We start from the raw sequence: 23,501 nt of genomic DNA on the forward strand, positions 1-23,501 counted from the left end.
ACGCAGGCGGTTGCGGCGGACTAGTAAAGCGAAGGCCAAGATTGGGACACGGCCGTGTCACCGGCTCCTGCGTCAACGCTGTGAGCAGGCTGTATGGACGGCCGCGCGGACCCTCGCCGGGCAGGTCAGACGGCCGCCGGGGTCGGCCTGATGGCTGCGAGGATCGCGCCCGCGCCCTGGTCGAGCAGGTCCCGGGCCAGGGCTGCGCCGAGCCGTTCCGGGGCGGCGGCCGGTCCGGTCAGGGTGCCGGAGACGCGCCTGGTCCCGTCCAGCGAGGTGACCTGGGCGAAAAGCGAGAGCGAGCCGTCGGGCCGGGTGTGCGCCCAGGCGCCCACGGGGACGCTGCACCCGCCGTGCAGCTCGGCGAGCAGCGCCCGCTCCGCCCGGACCTCCCGGTCCGTGCCGGTGTCGCCCGCCGTGGACAGCACCGCCTGCACGGCCTGGTTGTCCTCGCGGACCTGCACCCCGAGCGCGCCCTGTCCCGGACTCGGCGGGAACAGCTCCAGCGGCAACAGCTCCCCGATCGCGTCGTCCAGGCCCAGCCGGTGCAGGCCCGCGGCGGCGAGGACGACGGCGTCCAGGCCCTCGGTCTTGATCTTCTGCAGCCGCGGCGGCACATTGCCCCGGATCGGGACGATCTGCAGATCCGGTCGTACGGCGAGGAGTTGGGCGATCCGCCGGGGCGCGCCGGTACCCACCCGGGCGCCCCGGCGCAGACCGGCCAGGGTGGAGCCGCAGAGGGCGTCCCGGACGTCCTCCCGGCCGGGCGGCGGCATCAGCACCAGGCCCTCGGGATTGGCCGTCGGAAGGTCCTTCAGGGAATGGATGACCACATCCACATCGCCGCGCACCAGGGCGGCTTCCTGTTCGGTGCTGAATGCGCTTCCGCCGCTGATCGCACTCACATCCGAAAGCAGTGACCGGCGGTCCCGGTCGCCGCCCTCGAGGATGGTCCGATGTGTGAACACCACCTCGGGGAAGCGCGCCCTGATCGGCGCGAGATGCTCTCTGACCTGGGCTTTCGCCAGATTGCTGGCGCGTGATCCGACGACGAACGCAGGCACGGAGGTCCCCTCCCGATCCATGGGGCAATTCGGGACGCGTGGGTGTGCGCTCCCCGGGGAAAGGCTACTCGCCGGGGAATGCCGGCCATTCCGACAACCGGTCGGAAAAATGCCCGGCCGGTCCTTTCCGGTGCTTTCGCGCGGCCGTCGGAACAGGCGTTCGCGCTGGTCCCGGCCGGTGCCCGGGGGTCACCCGGACGGCCCAGCACGGCGGGTGCACCGGCGCCCGGCGGCGGAAACTGGTCGCGGTACGGCCGGCTTCGGCCGAGGTAGCCCCGTGCGGGCCGCTGCCGGCCGTCAACTTCCTGGAGATTCTCTGATGATGACGAAGCGTCAGATAGCGGGCGCGGCCCTGGTCGCGCTGCTCGTGGCCGGTCCGCTCGCCGGGTGCGGCAGCGGCGCCGCCTCCGACCTGGCCTCCCAGGCGACCTCGGCCGCCGCCGCGCTCGGCTCCCGGGCCGCCTCGGCAGCCGCCTCCGCCGCCTCGTCGGCGCTGGCGTCGGTCAAGGCCGGTGTGGACGCCACCGCGGACGTGAAGGCCGGGACGCCCGCCACCGCCTCGGACGGCCGCACCACAGCCGAGCTCACGATCGACAACCCCACCTCGGACCAGCACACCTACACCGTCTCGATCTCCTTCAAGGCCCAGGACGGCTCCCTGCTCGACGTGGTCGTGGTCAACGTCCCGAATGTGCCCGCGCACGGCAGCGGGCACGCGACCGCCCGCTCCACGCACGACCTCACCGGCGCCACCAGCGCCGAGGTCACCGCGGCCCTCCGGCACTGAGCCGGGCCGGGCCTCACCGGCGCGGCCCGCGCCAAGCGGTGCGCGGTCGCAGCAGCTGCTCCCATTCGCGGTCCGGCTCGCCGGGGACGGTACGCCCGGCCGCCCGCCAGTCCGCGACCATCCGCGCGTACACCGGCCCGTCCGCTCCGGCGGCGGGCGGCGGCGCCAGGGGTGCGGGCAGCGGCGCGGGCACCGGCACCGTCCGGCGCGGGGGAGCGGGCGGCTCGGCGAGCCGCCCCTGCGCGGGCAGCAGGGTCACGGCGGTCCACCGGGGCGAGGTCACGCCCGGCCAACGGCGCCGCACCGGGCAGCGTCACGGCCACTACGCCGACCCGGGGGGCGCACGCGCTGCTCCGAGCAGGTGACGTCGGCCGGACCGGTCGGCCGTGGCCGGTCCGGGCGGCGGCCGGTGGCGGCTACTCGCCGCCGGTGTGCTCGGCGGCGTCCTGGTCGTCCCCGGCCCCGGAGGCGTCCGCCGGGTCCGCGCCGCCGCCGGGCCTGTGGTGCTCGCGCCGGCGCCAGACCACCAGCGCGGCGACCACCACCACCCCCAGGGCGATGGCCGCAGCCGTGCCCGCCTGCTTGGCGACCCTGCCGTACGCGGCCCCGGCGGCGTAGCCGAGGAGGGTGTAGCCGACCCCCCACACCACCCCGCCCAGGGCGTTGAACAGCAGGAACGTCCGGTAGCGCATGCCGCTGGTACCGGCGATGGCGGGCATCAGCGCGCGGAAGAAGGCGATGAAGCGCCCCAGGAAGACGGCGGCCGCGCCCCGGCGGCGGACCAGGTCCCGGGCGCCCGCGATCCGGTCCTGGTGGCCGCGCAGCGGGCGCGAGGAGAGGATCGACGGCCCGAACCGGCGGCCCACCTCGTAGCCCACGGAGTCCCCGACGACGGCGGCGACCACCACCGTGACGACGACCCAGGCCAGCACGGCGTGGCCCTGGGCGGCCAGCGCGCCGCCCAGCAGCACCGCCGTCTCGCCGGGCAGCACGAAGCCGAAGAACAGGGCGTCCTCGCAGAAGACCAGGGCGCCGACCACCGCGTAGACGACGGGGCCGGAGAGGCCGGCGAGCCAGTCGGTGATCTCGTGCACGGCCCCACCCTTCACCGCCGGGGGCCCGGACGCCGCCCCCGACCCGCTGGATCCGCGCGAATGCCCCCTATCGGCCGCCGTTGGCCGGTCCCGGATCGCGGACGGAACCGGCATCGCCTTGACTGGGAGCCGGACCGCCCCGCCCGCGCCCCCGACCGCCACGACCCCGCCCCGACCGCCGACGTCCGCCCCCCGGCGCTCCGCCCGCAGCGACAGGAGACCCCATGCGCGCCCCGCCGGTCCGGACGCAGGCGGCGGCCCGCGTCCGGGCCCGGGCGGTCCGGGCGCGGGACTCGTTCGACCGGCACCGGGCCGAGGCCGAGCGGATGTTCCCGGTGCTGACCGAGGTGACGTCCCGTCTGCTGTCGGTCAATCTGCTGGACGCCGCCAGCCGGCTGGCCGCGCAGGTGTTCCTGACCTCGGTGCCGCTGCTGTTCGCGGTCGCGGCCTTCGCCCCGACGGCCGTGCGCGACCAGCTGCTCAGCTCCCTGCGCTCGCTGTTCGGCCTCTCCGGCGGCTCCTCCCAGCAGTTGCAGATGGTGCTGGGTACCGGAGCGACGCACACCAAGGGGGAGGAGGAGCTGCGGCAGACCTCGGGGGCGGTCGGGGTGCTGATGGCGCTGCTCTCGGCGACCAGTTGCAGCCGCGCCGTGGCCCGGGTGTGCGAGCGCGCCTGGCAGCTGCCCAAGTGCGGCACCCGGGTGGGCGCCTGGCGCTGGCTGGTGTGGGTGGCCTGCTGGGTGGCGATCCTGGTGTGCCAGGCGCCGCTGCGGGACGGCTTCGGCCTGGGCGAATGGCTGGGTCTGCCGCTGAGCTTCGTCACCGGCATCCTGGTGTGGTGGTGGACCCAGCACCTGCTGCTGGGCGGACGGGTGGCGTGGCTGCCGCTGCTGCCGGGCGCGGTGCTCGCCGGGGCCGCACTGTCGGCGATGGCGATCACCGCCCGGCTGTACATCCCGCGCGCGCTGAACCGGGCGCTGAGCGACTACGGCTCGCTGGGCCTGGTGCTGACGCTGCTGTCCTGGCTGATCGCCGTCTGCGCCGCCCTCACCCTGGCCTTCACCATCGGCGCGGTGCTGGCCGAGGGCCCGCCGCTCGACCGCTACCTGCACCCGCAGCCGCCGCAGCCGCCGCAGCCGCCGGAGCCGCCGGAACCGCACCCCGACGTCCCGCCCGACGCCCCGGACCCGGACAGTCCGGGCCCGACCAGCCCCGACAGCCCGACCAGCCCCGACAGCCCGACCAGCCCCGACGACCCGCCGCGACCCGTCGATCCGCCCGGGAGGCCCGGATGACCAGCAGCCCCGCCCCGACCCCCGAGCCGTCCGGCTCGCCAGGCCCCGAGGACCGCGCCGAGGACCGCGCCGAGCTGGTGCGGCTGATCAGGGCCGAGGTGGCCGCTGCCGCTGCCGCCGAGCGTCCGCCGCAGCCCCCGCCCCGGCACCGGCTGCGTTCGGCCTGCTCGGCGCTGCTGATCGTGGTGGCCTGCGTGCTCGCGCCGCTGAGCGTGGCCTCGGTGTGGCTGGCGGACATCGCGGGCAACACCGACCGTTATGTCGCCACGGTCGCGCCGCTGTCCGCCTCCGAGGCGGTGCGGGACGCGGTGGCCGCCCAGGCGGCGACGGCGGTGACGCAGCACCTGGACCTGGGCGACGTGCTGAAGCAGCTCGGGCCGTCGGACCAGCCGCTGATCGCCGCCGCCCTCGGCAAGCTCGGCGGCCCGCTGGACAGCGCCCTCGCCAGCCTGGTGCAGTCGCAGACCCGCAGTGTCATCGCCGGCGACTGGTTCCAGGGCTTCTGGCGCGAGTCCAACCGCCGCATCCACACCGAGGTGGTCAAGGCCCTCACCGGTCAGGGCGGCGGCGCGGTGCAGCTCACCGACGACGCGGTGGTGATCGACCTGGCGCCGGTGATCGACCAGGTGAAGCAGCGGCTGGTGGACAACGGCATCAGCGTCGCCGCGAACATCCCGGAGATCCACACCGACATCACCGTGTTCAGCGCCGAGAACATCGGCAAGGCCCGCACCTGGTTCCGGCTGCTGCAGCTCGCCGGCGACTGGCTGCCGGTGGTCGCGGTGCTGCTCGCCGCCGCCGGGGTGCTGCTGGCCGGACGCCGCCGCCGGGCGCTGGTGGCGGCGGCCCTGGGCGTGGCCGGGGCGACGCTCGTGCTGGGCGCGGCGCTGGTGGTGTTCCGCAATGTCTACCTGGCCGATCTGCCCGCCGACATCTCGCAGCCGGCCGCCAACGACGTCTACAACACGCTGGTGCGGTTCCTGCGGGTGGAGGTGCGCACGGTCGTGGTGCTGGGCATCGCGGTGGCCCTCGGGGCGTGGCTCAGCGGGCCGGGGGAGCGGGCCGGGCAGGCGCGGACGGTCTGGAGCTCCGGTCTGGCCGCCACCCGCACCGCCGCCGGACGCGCCGGGCTGCGCACCGGCCCGGTCGGGCCCTGGGTGCACCGGGCGCGGCCGTGGCTGACCTGGCTGGCGGTGCTGGCCGCCGCGCTGGCGCTGGCGCTGTGGTCCTACCCGACCCCCTGGGTGGTGGTCGGCCTGGCGCTGGGGCTGCTGTTCGCGCTGGCCGTGATCGAGTTTCTGGACGACCCCGGCGGCGGCCCGGCGGACGGCGCCGAGCCGCCCGCACTGCGGACTCATCCTTGACGGCGCCGAACCGCGCGTGAGTCACTCGTCGCGTCCGTGGCGGAAAGGGAGCAGGCAGTGGCGTACGAGTGGCGTCGGACTTTTCTGATCCTGCACGGGGTGGAGAACCGGCGCCCGGCCGAGCACTGGCAGTGCTGGCTGGCCGGGGAGCTGCGCTCGCGCGGGGAGCAGGTGTTCTACCCCCAGCTGCCCGATCCTGACGCTCCGTCACTCGACGCCTGGCTCGAAGTGGTCGAGGCGGAGCTGCGGTTGGCGCGGGGCGAGCGGGTGGTGGTCTGCCACAGCCTGTCCTCGGTGCTGTGGATGCAGCGGGCCGCCAGGCGGCCGGACGCGCCGCCGGTGGACCGGCTGCTGCTGGTGTGCCCGCCGGGGCCGGGCGTGTTCGGGTGGCAGGCCGTCGCCGGGTTCGACCCCTCCGGCCTGGAGCTGGGCTCGCTGCAACTCGCCGCGTCGGCGCGCCTGGTGTGCACCGACAACGACCCGTACTGCCCCGAGCCCGCGGCCGAGGTCTATGCCCGGCCGCTGGGCTGCGCGGTGACGGTGGTGCCCGGCGGCGGCCACCTCTCCGCCGCCGAGGGCTACGGGCCGTGGCCGGCCGTCCTCGACTGGTGCCTCAACGGGACGGTGGCCGAAGCCTGGTGACGAATCGTCAGGAACGCGCTGCGCGGGCCCGGTCGGCGCCGCAGCCCGGGATGCCGGTCTGCACCAGCGAGTCGTCCGCCGGGCGGAAGTCCAGCGGCTGCGCGGCCGGGCGGAACCCGGCCAGCACCACCGCCAGGTAGCGCCGCCAGACCTCCGGGGCGGGGGCGGCGGTGTCGTCGATCAGGCTGCGCAGCGCCACCACGCACAGGTAGACGTCGGTCAGGGTGAGGTCCTCGCGGACCTCGCCCGCCTGCTTGGCCCGCTCCAGCAGCTGCCCGACCGTCGTCCACAGCTCCTCGCGGCGCGGGTCGGCGCCGGGCAGTTTGGCCTGCCACAGCCGGGAGAGGCCGCCGTGGTGCGCGGACATCACCGTGCCGGTGAACCACAGGTACGCCTCCAGGCCGCCGCCCTGCTCCTCGGCCAGGACCTGCCGGGCGTAGCCGAGGATCTTCTCCATCAGCGCGTCGTTCAGCGCCTGGATCAGCGCCTCCTTGGTGGGGAAGCGCCGGTACAGCGTGCCCATGCCGACCCCGGCCCGGCGGGCGATCTCCTCGACGCCCGCCTCCGTGCCGTGCTCGGCGAAGACCTCCCAGGCGGCCCGGAGCAGCCGCTCCCGGTTCTCCGCCGCGTCCCGGCGCAGCGTACGGGTGCCGGTGGTCGCGGTCTGCTCCGGGCTGTCGGTCATACGGCGTTCGCTTCCTCACCCTCGGGCGCCAGGTCCTCGGGCACCCGCTGCTCCGTCACGGTCAGGCCGCCGCCGCCCCTGCGGACGGCGGGGATGATCATCGCCGCGGCGGCTGCCAGCACCGCCGATCCGGCCAGCAGCCAGAAGGTGGTGGTGTAGCCCGACTCCTTGGGGAACGGGTGCGCCGCGGTGACGCCTGAGGCCAGGATACTGGCCGCGATGCCGCTGCCGATCGCGCCGCCGATGGTGCGGATGTTGGCGTTCATGCCGCTGGCCACGCCGGTCTGCGAGGGCGAGACGGCCTCGACCACGATCGAGGACATCGAGGAGAAGGCCAGGCCCATGCCGACGCCCATCAGGCTGGAGGCGGTGTAGATCTCCCAGGAGCGGTTGTCGGCGAGGCCGAGCATCACGAACGGGACGATGGTGAAGAGGCTTCCGGCGACCAGGACCGTCTTGGAGCCGAAGCGGGCCGAGAGCGGGCCGCTGAGGACGCCGAAGACGAACATGCCGATGGTCATCGGCAGCATGTAGACGCCGGACTGGGTGATGCTGGCGCCGAAGCCGTAGCCGGCCAGTTTCTCCGGGGTCTGCACCAGCTGCGGCAGGAAGGTCATGACGGTGTACATCACCACGCCGAAGAGCAGCGCCACCAGGTTGGAGGTCCACACGGCGGGGATGCGCATCATCCGCATGTCGATCAGCGGCGCGTCCGAGCGCAGCTCCACCAGGATCCACAGCGCGGCGCAGACGACGGTGGCGACGAAGAGGCCGATGATCCGGGCCGAGCCCCAGCCCCAGGTGGGGCCCTCGCTGACGGCCAGCAGCAGGGCGACCAGCCAGCCGGAGAGCAGCAGTGCCGCGCCCCAGCTGATCCGGCCCGGGGTGCGCACGGGGGATTCGGGGACGAACAGGAAGGTGGCGACGGTGGCGATGGCGGTCATGGCCATCGGGATCCAGAACAGCCAGTGGTAGTTGAGGTTGTCCACGATGGGTCCGGCCAGCAGCAGGCCGAGGCCGCCGCCGACGGCGGTGAGGGCGGCGGTGATGCCCACGGCTCCGCGCACCCGCTCGGCCGGGAACTCGTCCCGGATGATGCCGAAGGAGATCGGCAGCACGCCGCCGCCGAGCCCCTGGATCACCCGGGCGACGATCATCAGCGGCATCGCGTGGGCCAGGCCCGCCAGCGCCGAGCCCACGGTCAGCGCCAGCAGGGTGACGATGAGCATGCGCTCCTTGCCGACCATGTCGCCTATGCGCCCGAGGATCGGCGTGGCGACGGAGGCGGACAGCAGGTACCCGGTCATCAGCCAGGTCACGTTGTCCTGGCTGGTGTGCAGGGCCTGCATCAGGGTCGGCAGCACCGGGATGACCATCGACTGCAGCAGGGCGTAGGCCGACACTCCGAGGAGCAGGACGGCGAAGGTGACGTTGTAGTGCGGACGGGTGCCTGTTCGGGCCATGAGGTAGTGATCCCACTGGAGAAGTTAACCGGAGATTCGACTCCGCATGGCTACGCTAACATAAGCGGAGAATAAGCTCCGCATGGTTTCCGGCCATGGCGGCTGTGACCTTCGGCACCCTCGCAGCGTCCACTCGCAGCCGCCTCGGGAAACGCCAAAGGCCGCCGGGGAGAAGGAAGTTGAACTACCGTCCCCGGCGGCCCCGGGCCGTGCTCAGCTGCGCCGCGACCACTCCTCGGCAAGCAGCTCGTACGAGCGCACCCGGTCGGCGTGGTCATGGGTGATGGTGGTGACCACCAGCTCGTCCGCGCCGGTGGCGTCCCGCAGCAGCTCCAGCTGGTCGGCCACCTGCCGGGCGGTGCCGACGAACTGGGTGTCCACCCGGTCTGCCACCAGCGCCCGGTCCTCGTCCGACCACGGCAGCGCCCGGGCCTCCTCCGGGGTGGGGAACGGGATCGCGCCCTCGCCGGTGCGGATGCTGCGCACCCACGGGCCGTAGCCGGCGGCCAGCTCCCGCGCCGCCGCCTCGCTGTCGCCGACCACGACGTCCGCCGAGACCGTCACATAGGGCCGGTCCAGCACCGCCGAGGGGCGGAACGCCGCCCGGTAGCCCTCCGCGGCCTCCAGCACCGTGCCCGGGCTGACGTGGTAGTTGGCGGCGAAGCGCAGCCCGTTGGCGCCCGCGACCTCGGCGCTCTGCCCGCCGCTGCTGCCCAGGATCCACACCTGCAGATCCGCGCCCTCGCCGGGGACGATGTGCGCCTGCGCGCCGTTGGCCGCCCGGAACTCGCCGCGCAGCAGCGCCAGGATGTCGCCGACCTGCTCGGCGTAGTCCTGCGCCTGCGCGCCCGGCAGCAGCAGCAACTGCTTGTGCAGGGCGAAGCGCGGCGAGGCGAGCAGCCCGGCGAAGGAGAACGGCGGCGGGATGAGCAGCCCGTTCGGGGCCCGGCCGTCCACCACGCCGGTCGCGCCCACCAGCGCCGGCTCGCGCACCGAGGCGGGCGGCCGCCCGCCGGAGCGGCCCAGCCCCAGATCGATCCGGCCCGGGTGCAGGGCCTCGATCAGCCCGAACTCCTCCACCGTGGACAGGGCGGTGCGGTGGCCCAGCTGGACCGCGCCGGAGCCGATCCGGATGGTCGAGGTCGCGGCGGCGGTCAGCGCCAGCAGCACCGCCGGGGAGGTCCCGGCGACGCCGGGGTTGAGGTGGTGCTCGGCGAACCAGTAGCGGGTGTATCCCAGCCGCTCGGCCCGCTGGGCCAGGTCGACGCTGTTGCGCAGGGCCTGGGCGGCGTTCGATCCCGAGGAGATCGGGACCAGGTCGAGCACGGCGAGCGGGGTGCTGCTCATCGTCCGTTCTCCTTGGCGTCGTCGGTGTCGGCGGGCGCGTCCAGGCCCAGGTGGTCGCGGAGCGTCGTGCCCTGGTACTCGGAGCGGAACACGCCGCGCTCCTGGAGCAGCGGCACGACCCTGTCGGCGAACTCGTCCAGGCCGGTCGGGGTGATGTGCGGGACCAGGATGAAGCCGTCGCTGGCGTCCTCCTGCACGAAGCGGTTGATGGTCTCGGCGACCACGGCCGGGGTGCCGACGAACGACTGCCGGCCGGTGACCTCGACGATGAGCTCGCGGATGGAGAGCTTCTCGGCCCGGGCGCGCTCGCGCCACTGCCGCGCGGTGGCGATCGGATCGCCGAACATCCGCACACTGGCCCGGCCGCGGGCGATGGTGTGCTCGCCCACCAGCGGGTCGATCTCCGGCAGCGGACCGTCCGGGTCGTAGTCGGACAGGTCCCGGTTCCACAACTGCTCCAGGTACCGGATCGCGGTCTGCCCGCTGACCTGCTGCAACCGGACCTCGCGGGCCAGCTCGGCGGCGTCCTCGGCGGTGTCGCCGAGGACGAAGGTCGCCGCCGGGAGGATCAGCAGCTGGTCGTGGCGGCGGCCGTGCCGGGCCAGCCGGCCCTTGACGTCGGCGTAGAACGCCTGCCCGGCGTCCAGGGTGCTGTGCCGGCTGAAGATGGCGTCGGCGGTGGCGGCGGCGAACTCCCGCCCCTCGTCCGAGTCCCCGGCCTGGAAGATCACCGGACGCCCCTGCGGGCTGCGCGGGACGTTGAACTGCCCGGCGATGTCGAAGTGCTGGTCCCGGTGGGCGAACGAACCGGCCAGCGGATCGGCCAGGAAGGTCCCGGACTCCTTGTCGGCGACGATCTCGCCGCCCTGCCAGGAGTCGAACAACTCCCAGGCGGTGCGCAGGAACCGGTCGGCGCGCGAGTAGCGGTCCTGCTGCTCCAGGAAGCCGCCCCGGCGGAAGTTCTCCCCGGTGAAGGCGTCCCAGGAGGTGACCACGTTCCAGGCGGCCCGCCCGGCCGAGAGGTGGTCCAGGCTGGCGAACTGCCGGGCCACCTCGTAGGGCTCGTTGAAGGTCGAGTTGATGGTGCCGGTCAGGCCCAGGCGTTCGGTGACGGCCGCCAGCGCGGCCAGCACGGTGAAGGTGTCCGGGCGGCCGACGACGTCCAAGTCGTAGATCTGGCCGCCCTGTTCGCGCAGCCGCAGCCCCTCGGCGAGGAACAGGAAGTCGAACTTGGCGCGCTCGGCGGTCCGCGCGAAGTGCGCGAAGGACGCGAACTCGATGTGGCTCCCGGCCCGCGGGTCGCTCCACACGGTGGTGTTGTTGACGCCCGGGAAGTGCGCGGCGAGGTGGATCTGCTTGACGGGCTTGCTCATGGACGGACGGTCCTTCCGGGCTCAGGCGGACGCGACGGCGGACGCGGCAGGGGCGGCGTAGCGGTTGGCGGGGCGCTCCAGGCCCAGCAGGCCGCGCAGGGTGTCGGCCTCGTAGCGCTCGCGGAAGACGCCCCGGCGCTGCAGTTCGGGCACCAGCGCCCGGGTGATCTGCTCCAGGTCGTGCGGCAGCGCGCCCGGCCGCAGCCGGAAGCCGCTCAGCCCGGCCTGCTGCAACTCCAGCAGCAGATCGGCCAGTTGGGCCGGGGTACCGGTGAAGATCCGGGCGTCGCTGCGGAGTTCGGCCCCGGCCAGTGCGTCCAGCCGGGCCTTGCGGGCGGCTGCGGCGTCCTCCTCCGCGTCCAGGAAGACCACCAGGTCGCCGAAGAGGTGCACGGTCTCGCCGGTGCGCCCGGCAGCGTCCTGCTCGGTGCGGATCTCGGTGACGATGTCCCGGGCGTGGGCCGCGTCCAGCGGGGTCACGTAGCCGACGTCGGCCGAGCCGGCGATCAGCCGGTAGGGCACGGTCAGGTGGCCGAGCGCGGTGACGATCGGCTGGCCCTGCGGCGGCCGGGGCGTGATCGAGGGGCCCTTGACGCTGAAGTGCCCGCCCTGGAAGTCGATGTAGTGCAGCTTGGCGCGGTCCACGAAGCGCCCGGTGGCGGTGTCGCGGATCTCCGCGTCGTCCTCCCAGCTGTCCCAGAGCCGGCGCAGCACCTCGACGTAGTCGGCGGCCTCGCCGAACAGCTCGGTGAGCTGGTGCTGCACCTGCGGGGCGGCGAAGTCGGCGACGTCCGCCGGGAGTTCGGGGAAGGTGCGGCGGCCGAAGTGGCGCGCCTCGTCCGGCCGGGCGGAGACCTGCACCCGCACCCCGGCACGGCCGTTGCTGACGTAGTCGAGCGTGGCGATGGCCTTGGAGAGGTGGAACGGCTCGGTGTGGGTCACCACCGCCGTCGGGACCAGGCCGATGTTGCTGGTCAGCGGCGCGATCCGGGCGGCGGTCAGGACGGCGTCCAGCCGCCCGCGCACCTGGTCGGTCCGGCCGTCCGGGCCGGTGTGGGTGGAGGACTGCAGGCCCAGCGAGTCCTCGAGCGTGACGAAGTCCAGCAGCCCGCGCTCGGCCTCGGCGACCAGCTCGCCCCAGTACCGGGCGGTGAGCAACTCCCTTGGCTGCGCTTGCGGTTCGCGCCAGGCGGCGGGGTGCCAGCCGGTGCCGTCGAGGGCGACGGCCAGGTGCAGCGGCTCGGGTGACGAAGGGTCGGAGGACGGTATGTGTGCGGAGGGCATGGCAGTTCGCTCTCTACTCGGCTGCGGGCAGGCAGGTGTCGCCCGCAACCCCGGAGTGGGTGGCGCTGGGTGCGGTGTGGTGCCGTGGCGGGCGCTGTGCTCAGGAGGGCCGGAGGACGGGCCGGGGGACGCGCCGGGACCGGACCGCAGGACGGGCCGGACGGCGGCCCCGGGCCGGTGGCGGCCCGCTGCGGCTACGCCGGACGGGCGTGGACGCGTGCGCGGGGGCGCCGCTGGAGGCGGAGGCGCGGGAGGGGCTCGGTCAGCCCGTACACAGGGCGGCGGCGACGCGCTGCAGGTCGATGTGGCGGCGCGAGAAGGAGCCGACCAGGCCGCGGCACGGCCGGACCACGGCGGCGGCGTGCGACCGCCGCAGGGGGACTGTCGTCCGCACTGCCGTCACCTCCCGCCTCGATCGGCCCGGACCGGGCGCGCATGACCTGCTTGGAGGCTATCCGGGCACGGGAGTCCGTCGCAATCCCCACCGGACCCGCCGACCGCCTCCCGACGGCTCCTCCCTCGGGAAAACCGCAGCTCAGCGCGGTGGTCGCGGCCCGTCGGCGGTCGCTGTGATCGCCGGTGGCGGGCCGCCGCGCGCAGCCGCCCGGCCCGGGCGCGGCTTGCGCCGGGCAGCGCAGCGCGGAGAGTGGTACCCGGGGGCGGAGACCGGAGAGCGCACGCCGACAGGACAGGACCGGAGGCACCGTGGACGACCTCGGACAGCTCTGCGAGGAGCACCTCGCCAAGGCCCGCGCCGACGCCCACGGGCGCAGCGCGCACCTGCTGCTCCACCAGGGCCCGCTGCGCCAGACCGTGATCGCGCTGACCGCCGGGGCAGCCCTGGACGAGCACAACGCGCCGATCGCGGCCAGCCTGCAGACGCTGCGCGGCAGCGTGGTGCTGACGGCGGCGGGCGGCGACCGCACCGTCCCCACGGGCGCGATCCACCCCGTCCCGCAGGAGCGGCACGGGCTGCGCGCCCTGGAGGACTCGGTGGTCCTGCTCACCGCCGTCACCGCGGTCCCGACACCCGGCTGACGCCCGTCCGGGCCCCCGGCTGACGCCCGCCCCGACACCCGGCTGACGCCCGTCCGGGCCCCCGGCTGACGCCCGCCCCGACACCCGGCTGACGGCCGTCCGGGCCCCGGCGTCAGTGCAGGCACCCGCGTCAGAGCAGGCCACGCCGGTTGGCCTGGATCCCGGCCTGGAAGCGGTTGCTCGCGCCCAGGCCGCCCATCAGCGCGCTCACCCGGCGCTGCACGGTGCGCGCGGACACGCCGAGCCGCCGGGCGATGCCCTCGTCGGTCATGCCCGCCGCCAGCAGCGTCAGCAGCTCCACTCGGCCGTCGTCGGCCTGCGGATCGGGCACCGGGACCGGCATGGCGCGGGCCCACTGCGCCTCGAAGGTCTGCGCCAGCGCGTCCAGCAGCGGTGACGGCCGGACCACCAGTGCGCCGGTCAGCTCGGTGCCGGGGGCCAGCGGCAGCAGCGCCCAACGGGCGTCCACCAGCGCCAGTTTGAACGGCAGCCCGATCGCCGTCCCGGCCTGCTCCCCGGCGGCCACCAGCACCCGTACCTGCTCCAGCTTGTCCGGTTGCAGCAGCGTCGCCCGCTCGTACACCGAGCGCACCCGCACGCCCCGGGCCAGGACCGGCAACTCCGGCCCCACGCCGTCGAGTTGGATGAACGGCGGCTTGTCCAGGATGGCGACCTGCTCGCGTGCGCCGTCCAGCAGGGTCAGCCACAGGTGCTCGATGGCGTCGCGCCCGGTGACCACCTCGACCAGGTCGCCCAGGGAGGGGTCGCGCAGTCCGCGCGAGCGGTGGTAGCCGTCCAGCAGCCGGGTGATGTCGGCGCGCAGGCGGCGGGTCTCCTCCTCGCGGTCGCGCAGGAACTGCTGCAGCGCCACATCCGGGGCGGTGGCGCTCCACCGGGCCGGGGGAGGGGCGCCGTCGCCGTCCTGGCCGCTCCAGTCGCCGTAGGGTCTGCGCGCCAGTGAGCGCGCGTGCAGGCCGACCAGGGCCTGCAGGACGACGGTCGGCGGCATCCGCAGCGCGGACGCCAGCTCGGCCAGGGTCGCGCTGCCCAGCCGGCACAGCTCCAGGTAGACGGCTTCCTCGGCGCAGCTCACCGCGTCCTGGTCCCGGTCCCAGACGTTCTCTGTGAGCACCGCGCCTCCGCCTCCCCTGCCTCTGTGGGAACTCTGCGCCCTCCGGCGGGAGCCCGGCAAGAGGGCATGGACGGCCGTTGACGGAAACCTGTCATGTCTGGTTCCCGCAGTGCGCTGCCGCTACCGCGACGGGTGGCGGGTGATCAGCATTCCAGTGGGACCGGCGCGGAGCCGTCCAGGCCCGCTCCGCCGTCCCGCAACCCCCACACCCCCACGTACCCCCACACGTCCGACCAAGGAGTCAGACATGTCCTCTCCGATAGCCCGCGGCACCGCGACCGCCGGCCGATCCCCTTTCCGCGCAAAGGCGTTGACGCTGGCGGCGGCCGCCGCGCTGGCCACCGCGGTGCTCCCGGCCAGTGCCGCGGCGGCGAGCGCGCAGCCGTTCGGCTACGCCCCCGTCGGGCTGGCCTCGGTGCACGGCAGCCAGTGGGCGAGCAGCAGCCCCTGGGGCGGCTACGTCGCCACCGGCAGCGGGTTCCGCAGCATCGTCGGCTCCTGGACCGAGCCCCCGGTCACCTGCACCAGCCGGAACAACCTGTTCGCCCCCTGGGTCGGCATCGACGGCTACGGCTCGCAGACCGTCGAGCAGACCGGCGCGCAGGTCTCCTGCTCCTCCGGCCGCGCGGTCTACAGCGCCTGGTACGAGATGTACCCGGCCAACCCGGTGTACCTGAGCAACCCGGTCGCCGCCGGTGACAGCTTCACCGGCTCGGTCACCACCACCGGCAACGGCAGCTACAAGATCAGCCTCAGCGACAACACCCAGGGCTGGACCTACAACACCACCCAGCGGCTGAGCGCCCAGAACGTCAGTGCCGAGGCCATCATCGAGTCGCCGACCTCCAGCTACCCCAAGTTCACCGCGACCAGCTTCAGCGGCATCACCGTCAACGGCAACACCTTCAGCGCCTACAACCCGATCCCGCTGTCCAGCGGCGGCTACTCGCCGACCGCGCTCAACGGCGGCTCGTTCTCGCTCGTCCCCTGACGCACTGACGCACTGACGAACGGCACAACGGTCGGCAGCACGCACGACGAGGGGCCCCGCCGTCGCAACGGCGGGGCCCCTCGTACGAGCTCAGGTCAACGCGGCGCGCGGGGGATGCCCCGCTGCGGCCCGGCGTCGGCTGCGCGTGGATTCAGAGCGGGCGGATGTTCTCGGCCTGCGGGCCCTTCGGGCCCTGCGTGACGTCGAACTCGACCTTCTGGCCCTCGAGCAGCTCGCGGAAGCCCTGGGCGTTGATGTTCGAGTAGTGGGCGAAGACGTCGGCGCCGCCGCCGTCCTGCTCGATGAAGCCGAAGCCCTTTTCCGCGTTGAACCACTTCACGGTGCCAGTAGCCATGTCAAATCTCCTTCAGGGGGCAGAGTTCGGGATCCGCACTGTGCGGACGCCGAGTCGCCGCGATGATCGCCCCGCTCCGGACTGCGACAATGACCACAGAAGACCGGAATAAAACAAAAGTGCGCCTTGGGTTACAACCCGCAAGGCGCACACAACGTTCATGGGAACCAAAACTGCAACACCGCCAAAGCTAGCACACGTGTGGCCGAACCTCCTGACCGCGATACCGCCTACGGGGGAACCGACCTTTCCGTCCGCCCCGCGCTGTGCGAGGCTGGGTGCACTGACATCTCTTCAAACTGCGAGGCATGATGCGCTTCACCATCGCCGGCTGCTCCTTCTATCTGCAGGCGAGCGAGGTCGTGGCGCTCATGCGTGACGTGAAAGCTGAGCCCGTCACCGGGGAGTCCGTCAAAATCGGCCGCCGTTCGTACCCGATCAAGCAGGTCGGGGCGATGATCACCAAGCAGGACCGGCGGGATTTCAGCGCCGCCGACGTCATCCGTGCGATGGAGCGCCTGGGCTTCACCTGCAGCCCCGCGCCCGCCCCCGCGCCCCCCGCCGAGCTCACCCCCGAGCCCGGCACCACCGGCGACGCCTACCAGCTGTAGCCGACGCCGGCCGCCGCAGCGAAGGCCGCTGCTACGCCCGGCCGTCCAGGTACACCCAGGCGCCGTCCACCCGGACGAAGCGGCTGTGCTCGTGCAGGACGTCCTCCTGACCGTGCTCGCTGTAGTACGCCCGGAACTCCACCGCCCCCTCGCTGTGGAAGGCGCTGCCGCCCTCCGTCGCCAGGACCTCCAGCCGAAGCCAGTGCTGGGCGGGGTCGAGCCCCAGCCGGGACGGCCTGGTCCGCGGGTGCCAGCTGCGCAGCAGGTACGGCTCGTCGCCCAGGGCGAACGCGCTGAAGCGCGAGCGCATCAGCGCCTCGGCGGTGGGCGCCGCCGCCCGGCCCGCGTGGAACACCCCGCAGCACTCGGCGTACGGCCGCCCCAGCCCGCACGGGCAGGTCACCGCCCCGTCGCCGCCCGGCGGCCGCCCCGGCCGTGGTGACGCGCCCGTCCTGGTCCTCGCCCGTACCTTCGCCATGCCGAGCATTCTGCCCGGTACGGCCCGGCCCGGCGCACCGCTCGGGCCACCGCATGCCCGTCGAACGTCTGCTCGCGCCCCGGATGTGTGCCCGTGACGGCAGCTTTGCCCGGACGGCGGCCCGGCAACCGCTAGGGTCGACCCGTGGACCAGGAAACGGCGTTGGAGCAGGGCGTGTCCGGGGGCCGGGAGCAGTGGCAGCCGGGGCCGGGCGAGGTGCACCTGTGGCTGCGGGAGACGGCCGGGGTGCCCGAGGAGCCCGCGCTGCTGGACGCCGATGAGAGGGTCCGCGCCGCCCGCTTCGTCCGCGACGCCGACCGCCACCGCTACGTCGCCTCGCACGTGCTGCTGCGCCGCATCCTCAGCCGGTACACGGGCACGCCGCCCGAGCAGCTCGGCTTCACCCGCGAGGACTGCCCCTGCTGCGGCGAGCCGCACGGCCGCCCGGCGCTGGCCGGGCAGGCCCGGGCGCCGCACTTCTCGCTGTCGCACGCCGGGGCGCTGGTGCTGGTCGCCGTCGCCGCCGAGCCGGTCGGCGCCGACGTCGAGGAGTGGCCGGCGGCCGACTCCGTCGCCGGGCTCGCCGGTGTGCTGCACCCGGCCGAGCAGGCGGAGCTGGCCGCCGCGGGGCACGGCCGGGAGGCGTTCACCCGGCTGTGGACCCGCAAGGAGGCGTACCTGAAGGGCCTGGGTACGGGCCTCGGCCGGGCCATGGAGCTGGACTACGTCGGCGACCGGCAGCCGGGCCCGGACGGCTGGACTTTGGCCGACGCCCCGGCCCGCCCCGGCTACGCCGCCGCCGTCGCCCTCCGCGCCGACACCCTGGCCATCGTCCCGCGCTGACACCCGCACCGGCCGCGCCGGGCTGCGGCTGTGTGGCACGGTTGCCCCATGAGCCAACGCCGTCCCTATGTCCTGCTCAGCGTCGCCATGTCGGTCGACGGGTACATCGACGACGCCGGGCCCGAGCGGCTGGTGCTGTCCGGCGCGGAGGACTTCGAGCGGGTCGACCGGCTGCGGGCCGGCTGCGACGCCATCCTGGTCGGCGCGGGCACCCTGCGCGTCGACGATCCCCGGCTGCTGGTGTACGCGCCGGGGCTGCGGGCCGAGCGGCTGGCCCTGGGGCTGCCCGCCAACCCGCTGCGGGTGGTGCTGACCGGCAGCGGCGAGCTCGACCCCGGGCTGCGGCTGTGGCACCAGGGCGACGACCGGCTGGTGTACGCCCCGGACGCGGCCCTGCCCCGGCTGAAGCCGCTGGCGGGCCTCGCCGAGATCGTCGGCACCGGCGCCGGGCTGGACTTCGGCGCGGTCCTGGACGACCTCGGCGCGCGCGGCGTGCGGCGGCTGATGGTGGAGGGCGGCAGCGCCGTCCACACCCTGGTGCTGACCTCCGGGCTGGCCGACGAGATCCAGCTCGCGGTGGCGCCGTTCTTCGTCGGCGACCCCGCCGCGCCGCGCTTCGTCGGCCCCGGGCGCTTCCCGCAGGACGCGCTGCACCGGATGCAGCTGGCCGGGACCGCGACCGCCGGCGATGTCGCCGTGCTGCGCTACGTGGTGCCCCGCCCGGCCGACCCGCAGCGCCTGGACGAGGACGACCGCCGCCGGCTGCGGCTGGCCGTGGAGCTCTCCCGGCAGTGCCCGCCCTCGGCCACCGCCTACTCGGTCGGCGCGGTCGTCGTCGCCGCCGACGGCACCGAGCTGGCGCGCGGCTACTCCCGCGAGACCGGCCCGGCCGTCCACGCCGAGCAGGCCGCGCTGGCCAAGCTCGACCCGGCCGACCCCCGGCTGCGCGCCGCCACCCTCTACACCACCCTGGAGCCCTGCTCGACCCGCGCGTCCGCCCCGGTGCCCTGCGCGCGGCTGGTGCTCGCGGCGGGCATCCCGCGGGTGGTGCTGGCCTGGCGCGAGCCCTCGCTGTTCGTCGCCGACTGCCAGGGCGTGGAGCTGCTGGAGCAGGCCGGGGTGACCGTGCTGGAGTGCCCGGAACTGGCCGCCGAGGCCCGCGCGGTCAACGCGCACCTGGTGCGGCCCGGCGGCGTCCAGCCCTGCTGACGGCCGGGCCCTAGCCCGGGGTGTTGATCATCGAGGTGGCCGCGTACGCCAGGTAGTCCCACAGCTGCCGCTCCAGCTCCGGGCTCAGGCCCAGGCCGTCCACGGCCGTGCGCATGTGCCGCAGCCAGGCGTCGTGCGCGGCCCGGTCCACCGCGAACGGCGCGTGCCGCATCCGCAGCCGCGGGTGGCCGCGCTCGTCGCTGTAGGTGCGCGGACCGCCCCAGTACTGCATCAGGAACAGCGTCAGCCGCTCCTCGGCCGGGCCCAGGTCCTGCTCCGGGTACATCGGCCGGAGCAGCTCGTCCCCGGCGACGCCCTGGTAGAAGGCGTGCACCAGGCGCCGGAACGTCGGCTCACCGCCGACCTGGTCGAAGAAGGTCGGCGGTTGGGGCGCTCCGTGCTCGGTCTGGTCCACGTGACCATCGTCTCAGACGCTCGCGCGCCGCCTCCACCCTCCCCGGGAGCCGACCGGGGACGGCGGGCGGCGGACGGCGGGCGGCGCGCGGTCCCCGGCCGGTCAGGCGCGGTGGACGGTGATGGTGGTCCAGGCGCCGACGTGGATCCGGTCGCCGTCCTTGACCGGGACCGGCTGGTGCGCGGCGATCGGGTCCGGGGCGCCGTTGAGGCTGGTGCCGTTGGTGGAGTCCTGGTCGATCACCACCCAGCCGCCGTCCGGCTGCTCCTGCAGCAGCGCGTGCTGGTGCGAGGCGCCCGGGTCCTCCGGGGCGATCGACAGGTCGATCTCCGGGACGGTGCCGCGCTGGTGGCTGCGCCGGCCGATGCGCAGCTGCCCGCGCCCGGTCATCGGCACCCGCCGCTCCGGCGAGTACGGCGGGAAGTACAGCCCGGCGGCGTCCGGGCCGCTGCGCGCCATCATGTCGTCGAAGTACTCCCGGTCGGCGGCGACCACCGCGACCCAGGTGCCCCGGCCGCCCTGCGGCGGCTGGTGCTGCTGCTGCTGCTGCTCACCGGCGGGCGGTTGCAGCATGAAGTCGGTGCCGAAGCCGCCGCTGGTGTCGCCGGTGGAGTAGCTGACCCCGCCGTACGTCCCGGCCGGCACCCCGTACGGCGGCGACTGCTGCGGCTGCTGGGGCTGCTGCTGCCGGGGCTGCTGCGGCGGGGCCTGCTGCTCGTAGCCCCGGGCGCCCTGCGGCGGCGCGGGCGGCTGCCCCTGCCCGGGCTCCGGCCGCCGGCCGGGCTGCTGGTACGACTGCCGCTCGAAGCCGGGCTGCTCGTACCCGGGCCGCTGCTGCTCGTACGGCTGCTGCTCGTACGGCTTCGGCTCGTACGGCTGCTGCGGCTGCGCGGGCTGCTGGTACGGCTGGGAGAGCCCGTAGTCCGGCGTCGGCCTGGGGGCCTGCGGGGCGGACTGCTGGGTCGGCTGCGGCGGCGCGGGCTGCTGCTGCGCCTGCTGCGGCGGCGGGAAGCCGGGGTAGCCGGGCCCGGCCGGCGCCTGCGGGGGCGGCGGCGACTGCTGGACCCGCCGCGAGGACGGCGTCAGCTCGTAGTCGTAGCCGCACTCCTCGCAGTAGCGGTCGGTCTGCGGGGTGCTGCAGATCGGGCACATCACCAGCCCGGTGGTGCTCGGCGGGTGCTGCTGGTACTGCGGAGCCTGCTGCTGGGGCTGCTGCGGCGCGGCGGACTGCTGCCCCTGGCGGCCGGGGGCGGCCATGGGCCAGCCGCAGTAGTCGCAGTAGTCGGCGGTCGGCGAGTCGTGGCCCTGCGGACAGATCGGCATGGGAGCCCCCCTCTGGCTCGTGGGTGTTCGGTGCGTGGTCGGGCGGTTACTTCTTGACGCGAACGGTCTTGGTCGAGCGGGTCTCGAGCGTCATCGAGTCCGCCTCGCTCACGTTCTTACGGAATCGAACGGTACCTTCCTTCGCGTCCACCACGTCCACCACCTTCGCCAGCAGCCGGAAGGTGTCCTCATTGCCCGATTCGTGCGCCAGCTGGACGGCCCGGCCGAGCTTGGCCGTCGCATGGTCCACGTCCCCGCGCCGGTGGGCGTCCAGGCCCTCCTGGATGGCGACGGCGAGGTCGGCCTGGCCGGTGTAGTGGGCGACCTGCGGGCTGATCTTGGTGGAGGCGGCCAGGTTGTCCGTCCACACCGCCTTCACCAGGCCCTGCGACAGCACCTCGGTGCCGCCGTCCGGCTGCGGCACCACCAGGCTGATCCGCCCGGCCAGCATCTCGCTGCCCACGGCTGCCGCCGGGACGTCGATGCACACGTGGTAGTCCCGGCTCTCGTCGCCCCAGGAGCCGGTCGGGTAGTCCCCGGCCCGGGGCCCGGACTCCTTGCGGCGGCCGCTGAGGTCCTCCACGCTGGGCGCGACCTGCTTGACGAAGCGCACGGACGCGTTGGCGGGCGTCCACACCCGCAGGGCGACGTCCGCGACCTCCTTGCCCATGGCGTCGGACATCATCGAGCGGAAGTCGGCGGCCAGGCCGGAGGGGTCCGCGACGATGTCGACCGTGCCCAGCAGCGCCGAGGACACCCGGCGCAGCTCCTCGACCTCCCAGTCGGTGCCCACGCCGCGGCAGTCGGCGGTGAAGTGCCCCTGCACCCGGTCCAGGGTGCGTTGCAGGTCGGCGGGGTTCTCGTGCTCGTTGCGGCCGTCGGTCAGCAGGATGCCGTGCCGGATGGAGATGTCCCGGCGGGACAGGAACAGCTGCTCGGCCTTGCTCAGCCAGGTGCCGATGGCGGTGCCGCCGCCGGGGGTGAGCCGCCGCAGCGACTGCTTGGCCTCCTCGCGGCTGCCCGGGTGCGAGACGGCCAGCTGCCCGCCGCCCGGGTAGACCTCCCTGGCCTCGTGCGTCCCGGCGACCACCGCGAAGGCCACCCCGTCGCGGACGGCGTCGATGGCGGCGGCGGTGGCCTCGCGGGCGGCGTGGATCTTCGCGGACGGGTAGTCCATCGAGCCCGAGCAGTCCACCATGATCACCACGGCCGCGTCCGGCCCGTCGCTGTAGCCGCCGGAGCCCGCGAGGCTGCGCCCGCTGGTGCCGCCGCCGGTCGCGGTGACCGTGACGATCGCGTTGACCTCGCGCGCGCCCTCCGCCAGGTACTCGTTCTGGAAGATGTCGACGGCGAACTGGGGGAGGTTGGACTTGGTCAGTCTGGCCATGGTTCAGCTCTCCTGGTCCTGTGCGTGCGGCGCCTGCGGGTTCAGCGGGGTGAGCTTCAGGGTGGGCGTGGGCTCCTCCGGTACGTCGAGGGGCAGGCAGGGCAGGACGGCGACGGTGACGTTGTCGTGCCCGCCCCGGGCACAGGCGAACCTGACCAGCTCCTGGGCGGCCTCCAGCGGCCGGGTGCGGGCGTCCGCCGGGACGACCGCGGCCAGGGCCGCCGCCGACTCCTCGTAGTTCCACAGCCCGTCGGTGCAGACCAGGACCACGCCGGGGGCGTCCGGGGTGAAGACGGTGGTGTGCGGCTCCACCTCCACCGCGTCCGCGCCCAGCCAGCCGGTGATGGCGTGGGCGCGCGGATCGGCGTACGCCTCGGCCTCCTCCATCAGCCCGGCCTCGACCATCCGGGCCGCCCAGGAGTCGTCCAGGGTCAGCCGTTCGGAGCCGGAGCGCTCGTCCGGGATCCAGTACGCGCGGCTGTCGCCGACCCAGCCGATGGTCACCTCGCCCTCGCTGGCCACGGCGCTGACCACGGTGCAGGCGGGGGAGTTCCGGCTGGGCTCCAACGGGCCCTCGGCGGCCAGCCGTTCCACCCGGGCGGCGGCGGCCATGATGGCGTCGTGCATGGCCGCCTTGGGCTCGGTGCCGGACTCCAGCGCCTCCAGCAGGTGCTCGCTGGCGATGTCCGCGGCGGCCTGTGACGCCTCGTCGGGCCGGGTCGCCGAGGACACGCCGTCGCAGACCACCGCGACCACGGCCGGCACCCCGCCCGGGCGGGAGGTGGCGGCGACCGCGAAGGCGTCCTCGTTGCGGTGGTGCCGGTGGCCCCGGTCGCTGACCCCGCACACCCCCGCCAGGGCGCGCTCCTGATGGTCCCTCGGGCGGGGCTGCGAGCGCCCGCACGCCTCGCAGTAGCCGTCGGTGTCGAAGCGCCGGGCGCCGCAGCCGATGCAGACCGGCCCGGCCTCGGGATCGACCACCGGCACCACCTCGGTGGGCTCGTGGTCCGGCTCGGCGTCGGCGTCCGCGTCCGGCTCGCTGACCAGCACCCCGGCGGGCGCGGCCAACAGGAAGTCGCCGGTACTGCCCGGCGGCACGGACGGCGGCACCGGCGGCGGGGGCGGCGGCGCTGCGGCGGAGGGCGTGGCCGGGGGCGCGGCGGCCAGGCCCGCGCGCGGGTCGGTCACCGGCGCCTCGGCCGGCATCGGCGGCACGGCCGGGGCCGCCGCCGGCAGCTCGATGCCACAGCCCTCGCAGAAGCGGTCACCCTCGGCGACCGGCTGTGCGCACCGGGGACAGGAAAGAGTCAACTGGTCCATG

At 74.5% G+C, this 23,501-nt stretch carries 25 protein-coding genes; 9 read left to right on the top strand and 16 right to left on the bottom strand.

All coding sequences use genetic code 11. The annotated features are described in order from the left end of the window. Nucleotides 1-125 precede the first annotated feature (125 nt). Complete coding sequence (gene hemC / locus GXW83_RS06695) at nucleotides 126-1,085, bottom strand: hydroxymethylbilane synthase (protein WP_182441956.1); 960 nt, start codon at nucleotides 1,083-1,085, stop codon at nucleotides 126-128. A gap of 298 nt (nucleotides 1,086-1,383) precedes the next feature. Between hemC and GXW83_RS06700 the strand changes: the two genes are divergently transcribed. Beyond that, nucleotides 1,384-1,851: a hypothetical protein gene (locus GXW83_RS06700; RefSeq protein ID WP_182441957.1), complete on the top strand. Its 468-nt coding sequence runs from the start codon at nucleotides 1,384-1,386 to the stop codon at nucleotides 1,849-1,851. Nucleotides 1,852-1,864: 13 nt separating this feature from the next. On the opposite strand, the gene GXW83_RS06705 is transcribed toward GXW83_RS06700, so the two are convergent. Together GXW83_RS06705 and GXW83_RS06710 are read right to left on the bottom strand one after the other, a co-directional pair. Next, nucleotides 1,865-2,134: a hypothetical protein gene (locus tag GXW83_RS06705; protein ID WP_225446808.1), complete on the bottom strand. Its 270-nt coding sequence runs from the start codon at nucleotides 2,132-2,134 to the stop codon at nucleotides 1,865-1,867. Nucleotides 2,135-2,267: 133 nt separating this feature from the next. Next, nucleotides 2,268-2,945, bottom strand: a complete 678-nt coding sequence (locus tag GXW83_RS06710; RefSeq protein WP_182441959.1) for a DedA family protein — start codon at nucleotides 2,943-2,945, stop codon at nucleotides 2,268-2,270. A gap of 224 nt (nucleotides 2,946-3,169) precedes the next feature. Here GXW83_RS06710 and GXW83_RS06715 point away from each other — a divergent pair, with 224 nt between their 5' ends. Genes GXW83_RS06715 through GXW83_RS06725 form a run of 3 tightly spaced genes read left to right on the top strand, consistent with a single transcriptional unit; the run spans nucleotide 3,170 to nucleotide 6,246 of the window. Continuing rightward, nucleotides 3,170-4,240 (top strand): ribonuclease BN, encoded by a 1,071-nt coding sequence (locus tag GXW83_RS06715; protein WP_182441960.1) that lies wholly within the window; start codon nucleotides 3,170-3,172, stop codon nucleotides 4,238-4,240. Further along, nucleotides 4,237-5,604, top strand: coding sequence for a hypothetical protein (locus tag GXW83_RS06720; RefSeq protein WP_182441961.1), 1,368 nt, complete (start codon nucleotides 4,237-4,239; stop codon nucleotides 5,602-5,604). Before GXW83_RS06715 ends, GXW83_RS06720 begins: the two co-directional genes overlap by 4 nt. A 57-nt stretch (nucleotides 5,605-5,661) precedes the next feature. Beyond that, nucleotides 5,662-6,246 carry an alpha/beta hydrolase gene (locus GXW83_RS06725; RefSeq protein WP_182441962.1) on the top strand — a complete coding sequence of 195 codons (585 nt, stop codon included), beginning with the start codon at nucleotides 5,662-5,664 and terminating at the stop codon, nucleotides 6,244-6,246. Nucleotides 6,247-6,253: 7 nt separating this feature from the next. Here GXW83_RS06725 and GXW83_RS06730 read toward each other — a convergent pair whose 3' ends face one another. The 6 genes from GXW83_RS06730 to GXW83_RS34805 form a co-directional block, all read right to left on the bottom strand. Then, nucleotides 6,254-6,931, bottom strand: coding sequence for a TetR/AcrR family transcriptional regulator (locus GXW83_RS06730; protein WP_182441963.1), 678 nt, complete (start codon nucleotides 6,929-6,931; stop codon nucleotides 6,254-6,256). Beyond that, a complete protein-coding gene (locus tag GXW83_RS06735; protein WP_182441964.1) occupies nucleotides 6,928-8,394 on the bottom strand; it encodes an MFS transporter in 1,467 nt (488 codons plus the stop codon). Before GXW83_RS06735 ends, GXW83_RS06730 begins: the two co-directional genes overlap by 4 nt. A 213-nt stretch (nucleotides 8,395-8,607) precedes the next feature. Beyond that, complete coding sequence (locus tag GXW83_RS06740; RefSeq protein ID WP_182441965.1) at nucleotides 8,608-9,741, bottom strand: LLM class flavin-dependent oxidoreductase; 1,134 nt, start codon at nucleotides 9,739-9,741, stop codon at nucleotides 8,608-8,610. After that, the gene (locus GXW83_RS06745) at nucleotides 9,738-11,114 is read right to left on the bottom strand and encodes an NtaA/DmoA family FMN-dependent monooxygenase (RefSeq protein WP_182441966.1); all 1,377 of its coding nucleotides are present in this window, start codon (nucleotides 11,112-11,114) and stop codon (nucleotides 9,738-9,740) included. The genes GXW83_RS06740 and GXW83_RS06745 overlap by 4 nt, the downstream gene beginning before the upstream one ends. Before the next feature lie 21 nt (nucleotides 11,115-11,135). After that, on the bottom strand, nucleotides 11,136-12,398 hold the full coding sequence (locus GXW83_RS06750) for an LLM class flavin-dependent oxidoreductase (protein ID WP_182441967.1): 1,263 nt from the start codon (nucleotides 12,396-12,398) through the stop codon (nucleotides 11,136-11,138). A gap of 262 nt (nucleotides 12,399-12,660) precedes the next feature. Further along, nucleotides 12,661-12,792 (bottom strand): putative leader peptide, encoded by a 132-nt coding sequence (locus tag GXW83_RS34805; RefSeq protein WP_255431287.1) that lies wholly within the window; start codon nucleotides 12,790-12,792, stop codon nucleotides 12,661-12,663. Nucleotides 12,793-13,103: 311 nt separating this feature from the next. On the opposite strand from GXW83_RS34805, the gene GXW83_RS06755 reads away from it, so the two are divergent. After that, nucleotides 13,104-13,436, top strand: coding sequence for a cupin (locus tag GXW83_RS06755; protein WP_182441968.1), 333 nt, complete (start codon nucleotides 13,104-13,106; stop codon nucleotides 13,434-13,436). A gap of 130 nt (nucleotides 13,437-13,566) precedes the next feature. Here GXW83_RS06755 and GXW83_RS06760 read toward each other — a convergent pair whose 3' ends face one another. Then, the gene (locus tag GXW83_RS06760; RefSeq protein WP_182441969.1) at nucleotides 13,567-14,568 is read right to left on the bottom strand and encodes a LuxR family transcriptional regulator; all 1,002 of its coding nucleotides are present in this window, start codon (nucleotides 14,566-14,568) and stop codon (nucleotides 13,567-13,569) included. Between the two features lie 247 nt (nucleotides 14,569-14,815). Between GXW83_RS06760 and GXW83_RS06765 the strand changes: the two genes are divergently transcribed. After that, nucleotides 14,816-15,559 (top strand): G1 family glutamic endopeptidase, encoded by a 744-nt coding sequence (locus tag GXW83_RS06765; RefSeq protein ID WP_182441970.1) that lies wholly within the window; start codon nucleotides 14,816-14,818, stop codon nucleotides 15,557-15,559. Between the two features lie 151 nt (nucleotides 15,560-15,710). Here the strand turns inward: GXW83_RS06765 and GXW83_RS06770 are convergent, their stop codons facing one another. Further along, nucleotides 15,711-15,914: a cold-shock protein gene (locus tag GXW83_RS06770; RefSeq protein WP_034088259.1), complete on the bottom strand. Its 204-nt coding sequence runs from the start codon at nucleotides 15,912-15,914 to the stop codon at nucleotides 15,711-15,713. Between the two features lie 311 nt (nucleotides 15,915-16,225). On the opposite strand from GXW83_RS06770, the gene GXW83_RS06775 reads away from it, so the two are divergent. Next, entirely contained in the window at nucleotides 16,226-16,525 is a 300-nt protein-coding gene (locus tag GXW83_RS06775) for an SCO5918 family protein (protein ID WP_182447137.1), read from the top strand. Between the two features lie 31 nt (nucleotides 16,526-16,556). Here the strand turns inward: GXW83_RS06775 and GXW83_RS06780 are convergent, their stop codons facing one another. After that, nucleotides 16,557-17,003 carry a YchJ family protein gene (locus tag GXW83_RS06780; protein ID WP_225446809.1) on the bottom strand — a complete coding sequence of 149 codons (447 nt, stop codon included), beginning with the start codon at nucleotides 17,001-17,003 and terminating at the stop codon, nucleotides 16,557-16,559. Nucleotides 17,004-17,147: 144 nt separating this feature from the next. On the opposite strand from GXW83_RS06780, the gene GXW83_RS06785 reads away from it, so the two are divergent. Both GXW83_RS06785 and GXW83_RS06790 read left to right on the top strand, forming a co-directional pair. Then, nucleotides 17,148-17,846 carry a 4'-phosphopantetheinyl transferase superfamily protein gene (locus GXW83_RS06785; RefSeq protein ID WP_225446810.1) on the top strand — a complete coding sequence of 233 codons (699 nt, stop codon included), beginning with the start codon at nucleotides 17,148-17,150 and terminating at the stop codon, nucleotides 17,844-17,846. Between the two features lie 48 nt (nucleotides 17,847-17,894). Beyond that, nucleotides 17,895-19,055 carry a dihydrofolate reductase family protein gene (locus tag GXW83_RS06790; RefSeq protein WP_182441972.1) on the top strand — a complete coding sequence of 387 codons (1,161 nt, stop codon included), beginning with the start codon at nucleotides 17,895-17,897 and terminating at the stop codon, nucleotides 19,053-19,055. Between the two features lie 10 nt (nucleotides 19,056-19,065). Here GXW83_RS06790 and GXW83_RS06795 read toward each other — a convergent pair whose 3' ends face one another. From GXW83_RS06795 to GXW83_RS06810, 4 genes are all read right to left on the bottom strand, one after another. Next, entirely contained in the window at nucleotides 19,066-19,470 is a 405-nt protein-coding gene (locus tag GXW83_RS06795; RefSeq protein ID WP_182441973.1) for a globin, read from the bottom strand. A 102-nt stretch (nucleotides 19,471-19,572) separates the two neighbouring features. Next, complete coding sequence (locus tag GXW83_RS06800; RefSeq protein WP_182441974.1) at nucleotides 19,573-20,793, bottom strand: FHA domain-containing protein; 1,221 nt, start codon at nucleotides 20,791-20,793, stop codon at nucleotides 19,573-19,575. A 46-nt stretch (nucleotides 20,794-20,839) separates the two neighbouring features. Beyond that, a complete protein-coding gene (locus tag GXW83_RS06805; protein ID WP_182441975.1) occupies nucleotides 20,840-22,180 on the bottom strand; it encodes a VWA domain-containing protein in 1,341 nt (446 codons plus the stop codon). A gap of 3 nt (nucleotides 22,181-22,183) precedes the next feature. Beyond that, the gene (locus tag GXW83_RS06810) at nucleotides 22,184-23,500 is read right to left on the bottom strand and encodes a PP2C family serine/threonine-protein phosphatase (protein ID WP_182441976.1); all 1,317 of its coding nucleotides are present in this window, start codon (nucleotides 23,498-23,500) and stop codon (nucleotides 22,184-22,186) included. Between the last annotated feature and the right edge of the window lies 1 nt (nucleotide 23,501).

The sequence above is a fragment of the Streptacidiphilus sp. PB12-B1b genome, assembly GCF_014084125.1.
GTDB lineage: Bacteria > Actinomycetota > Actinomycetes > Streptomycetales > Streptomycetaceae > Streptacidiphilus.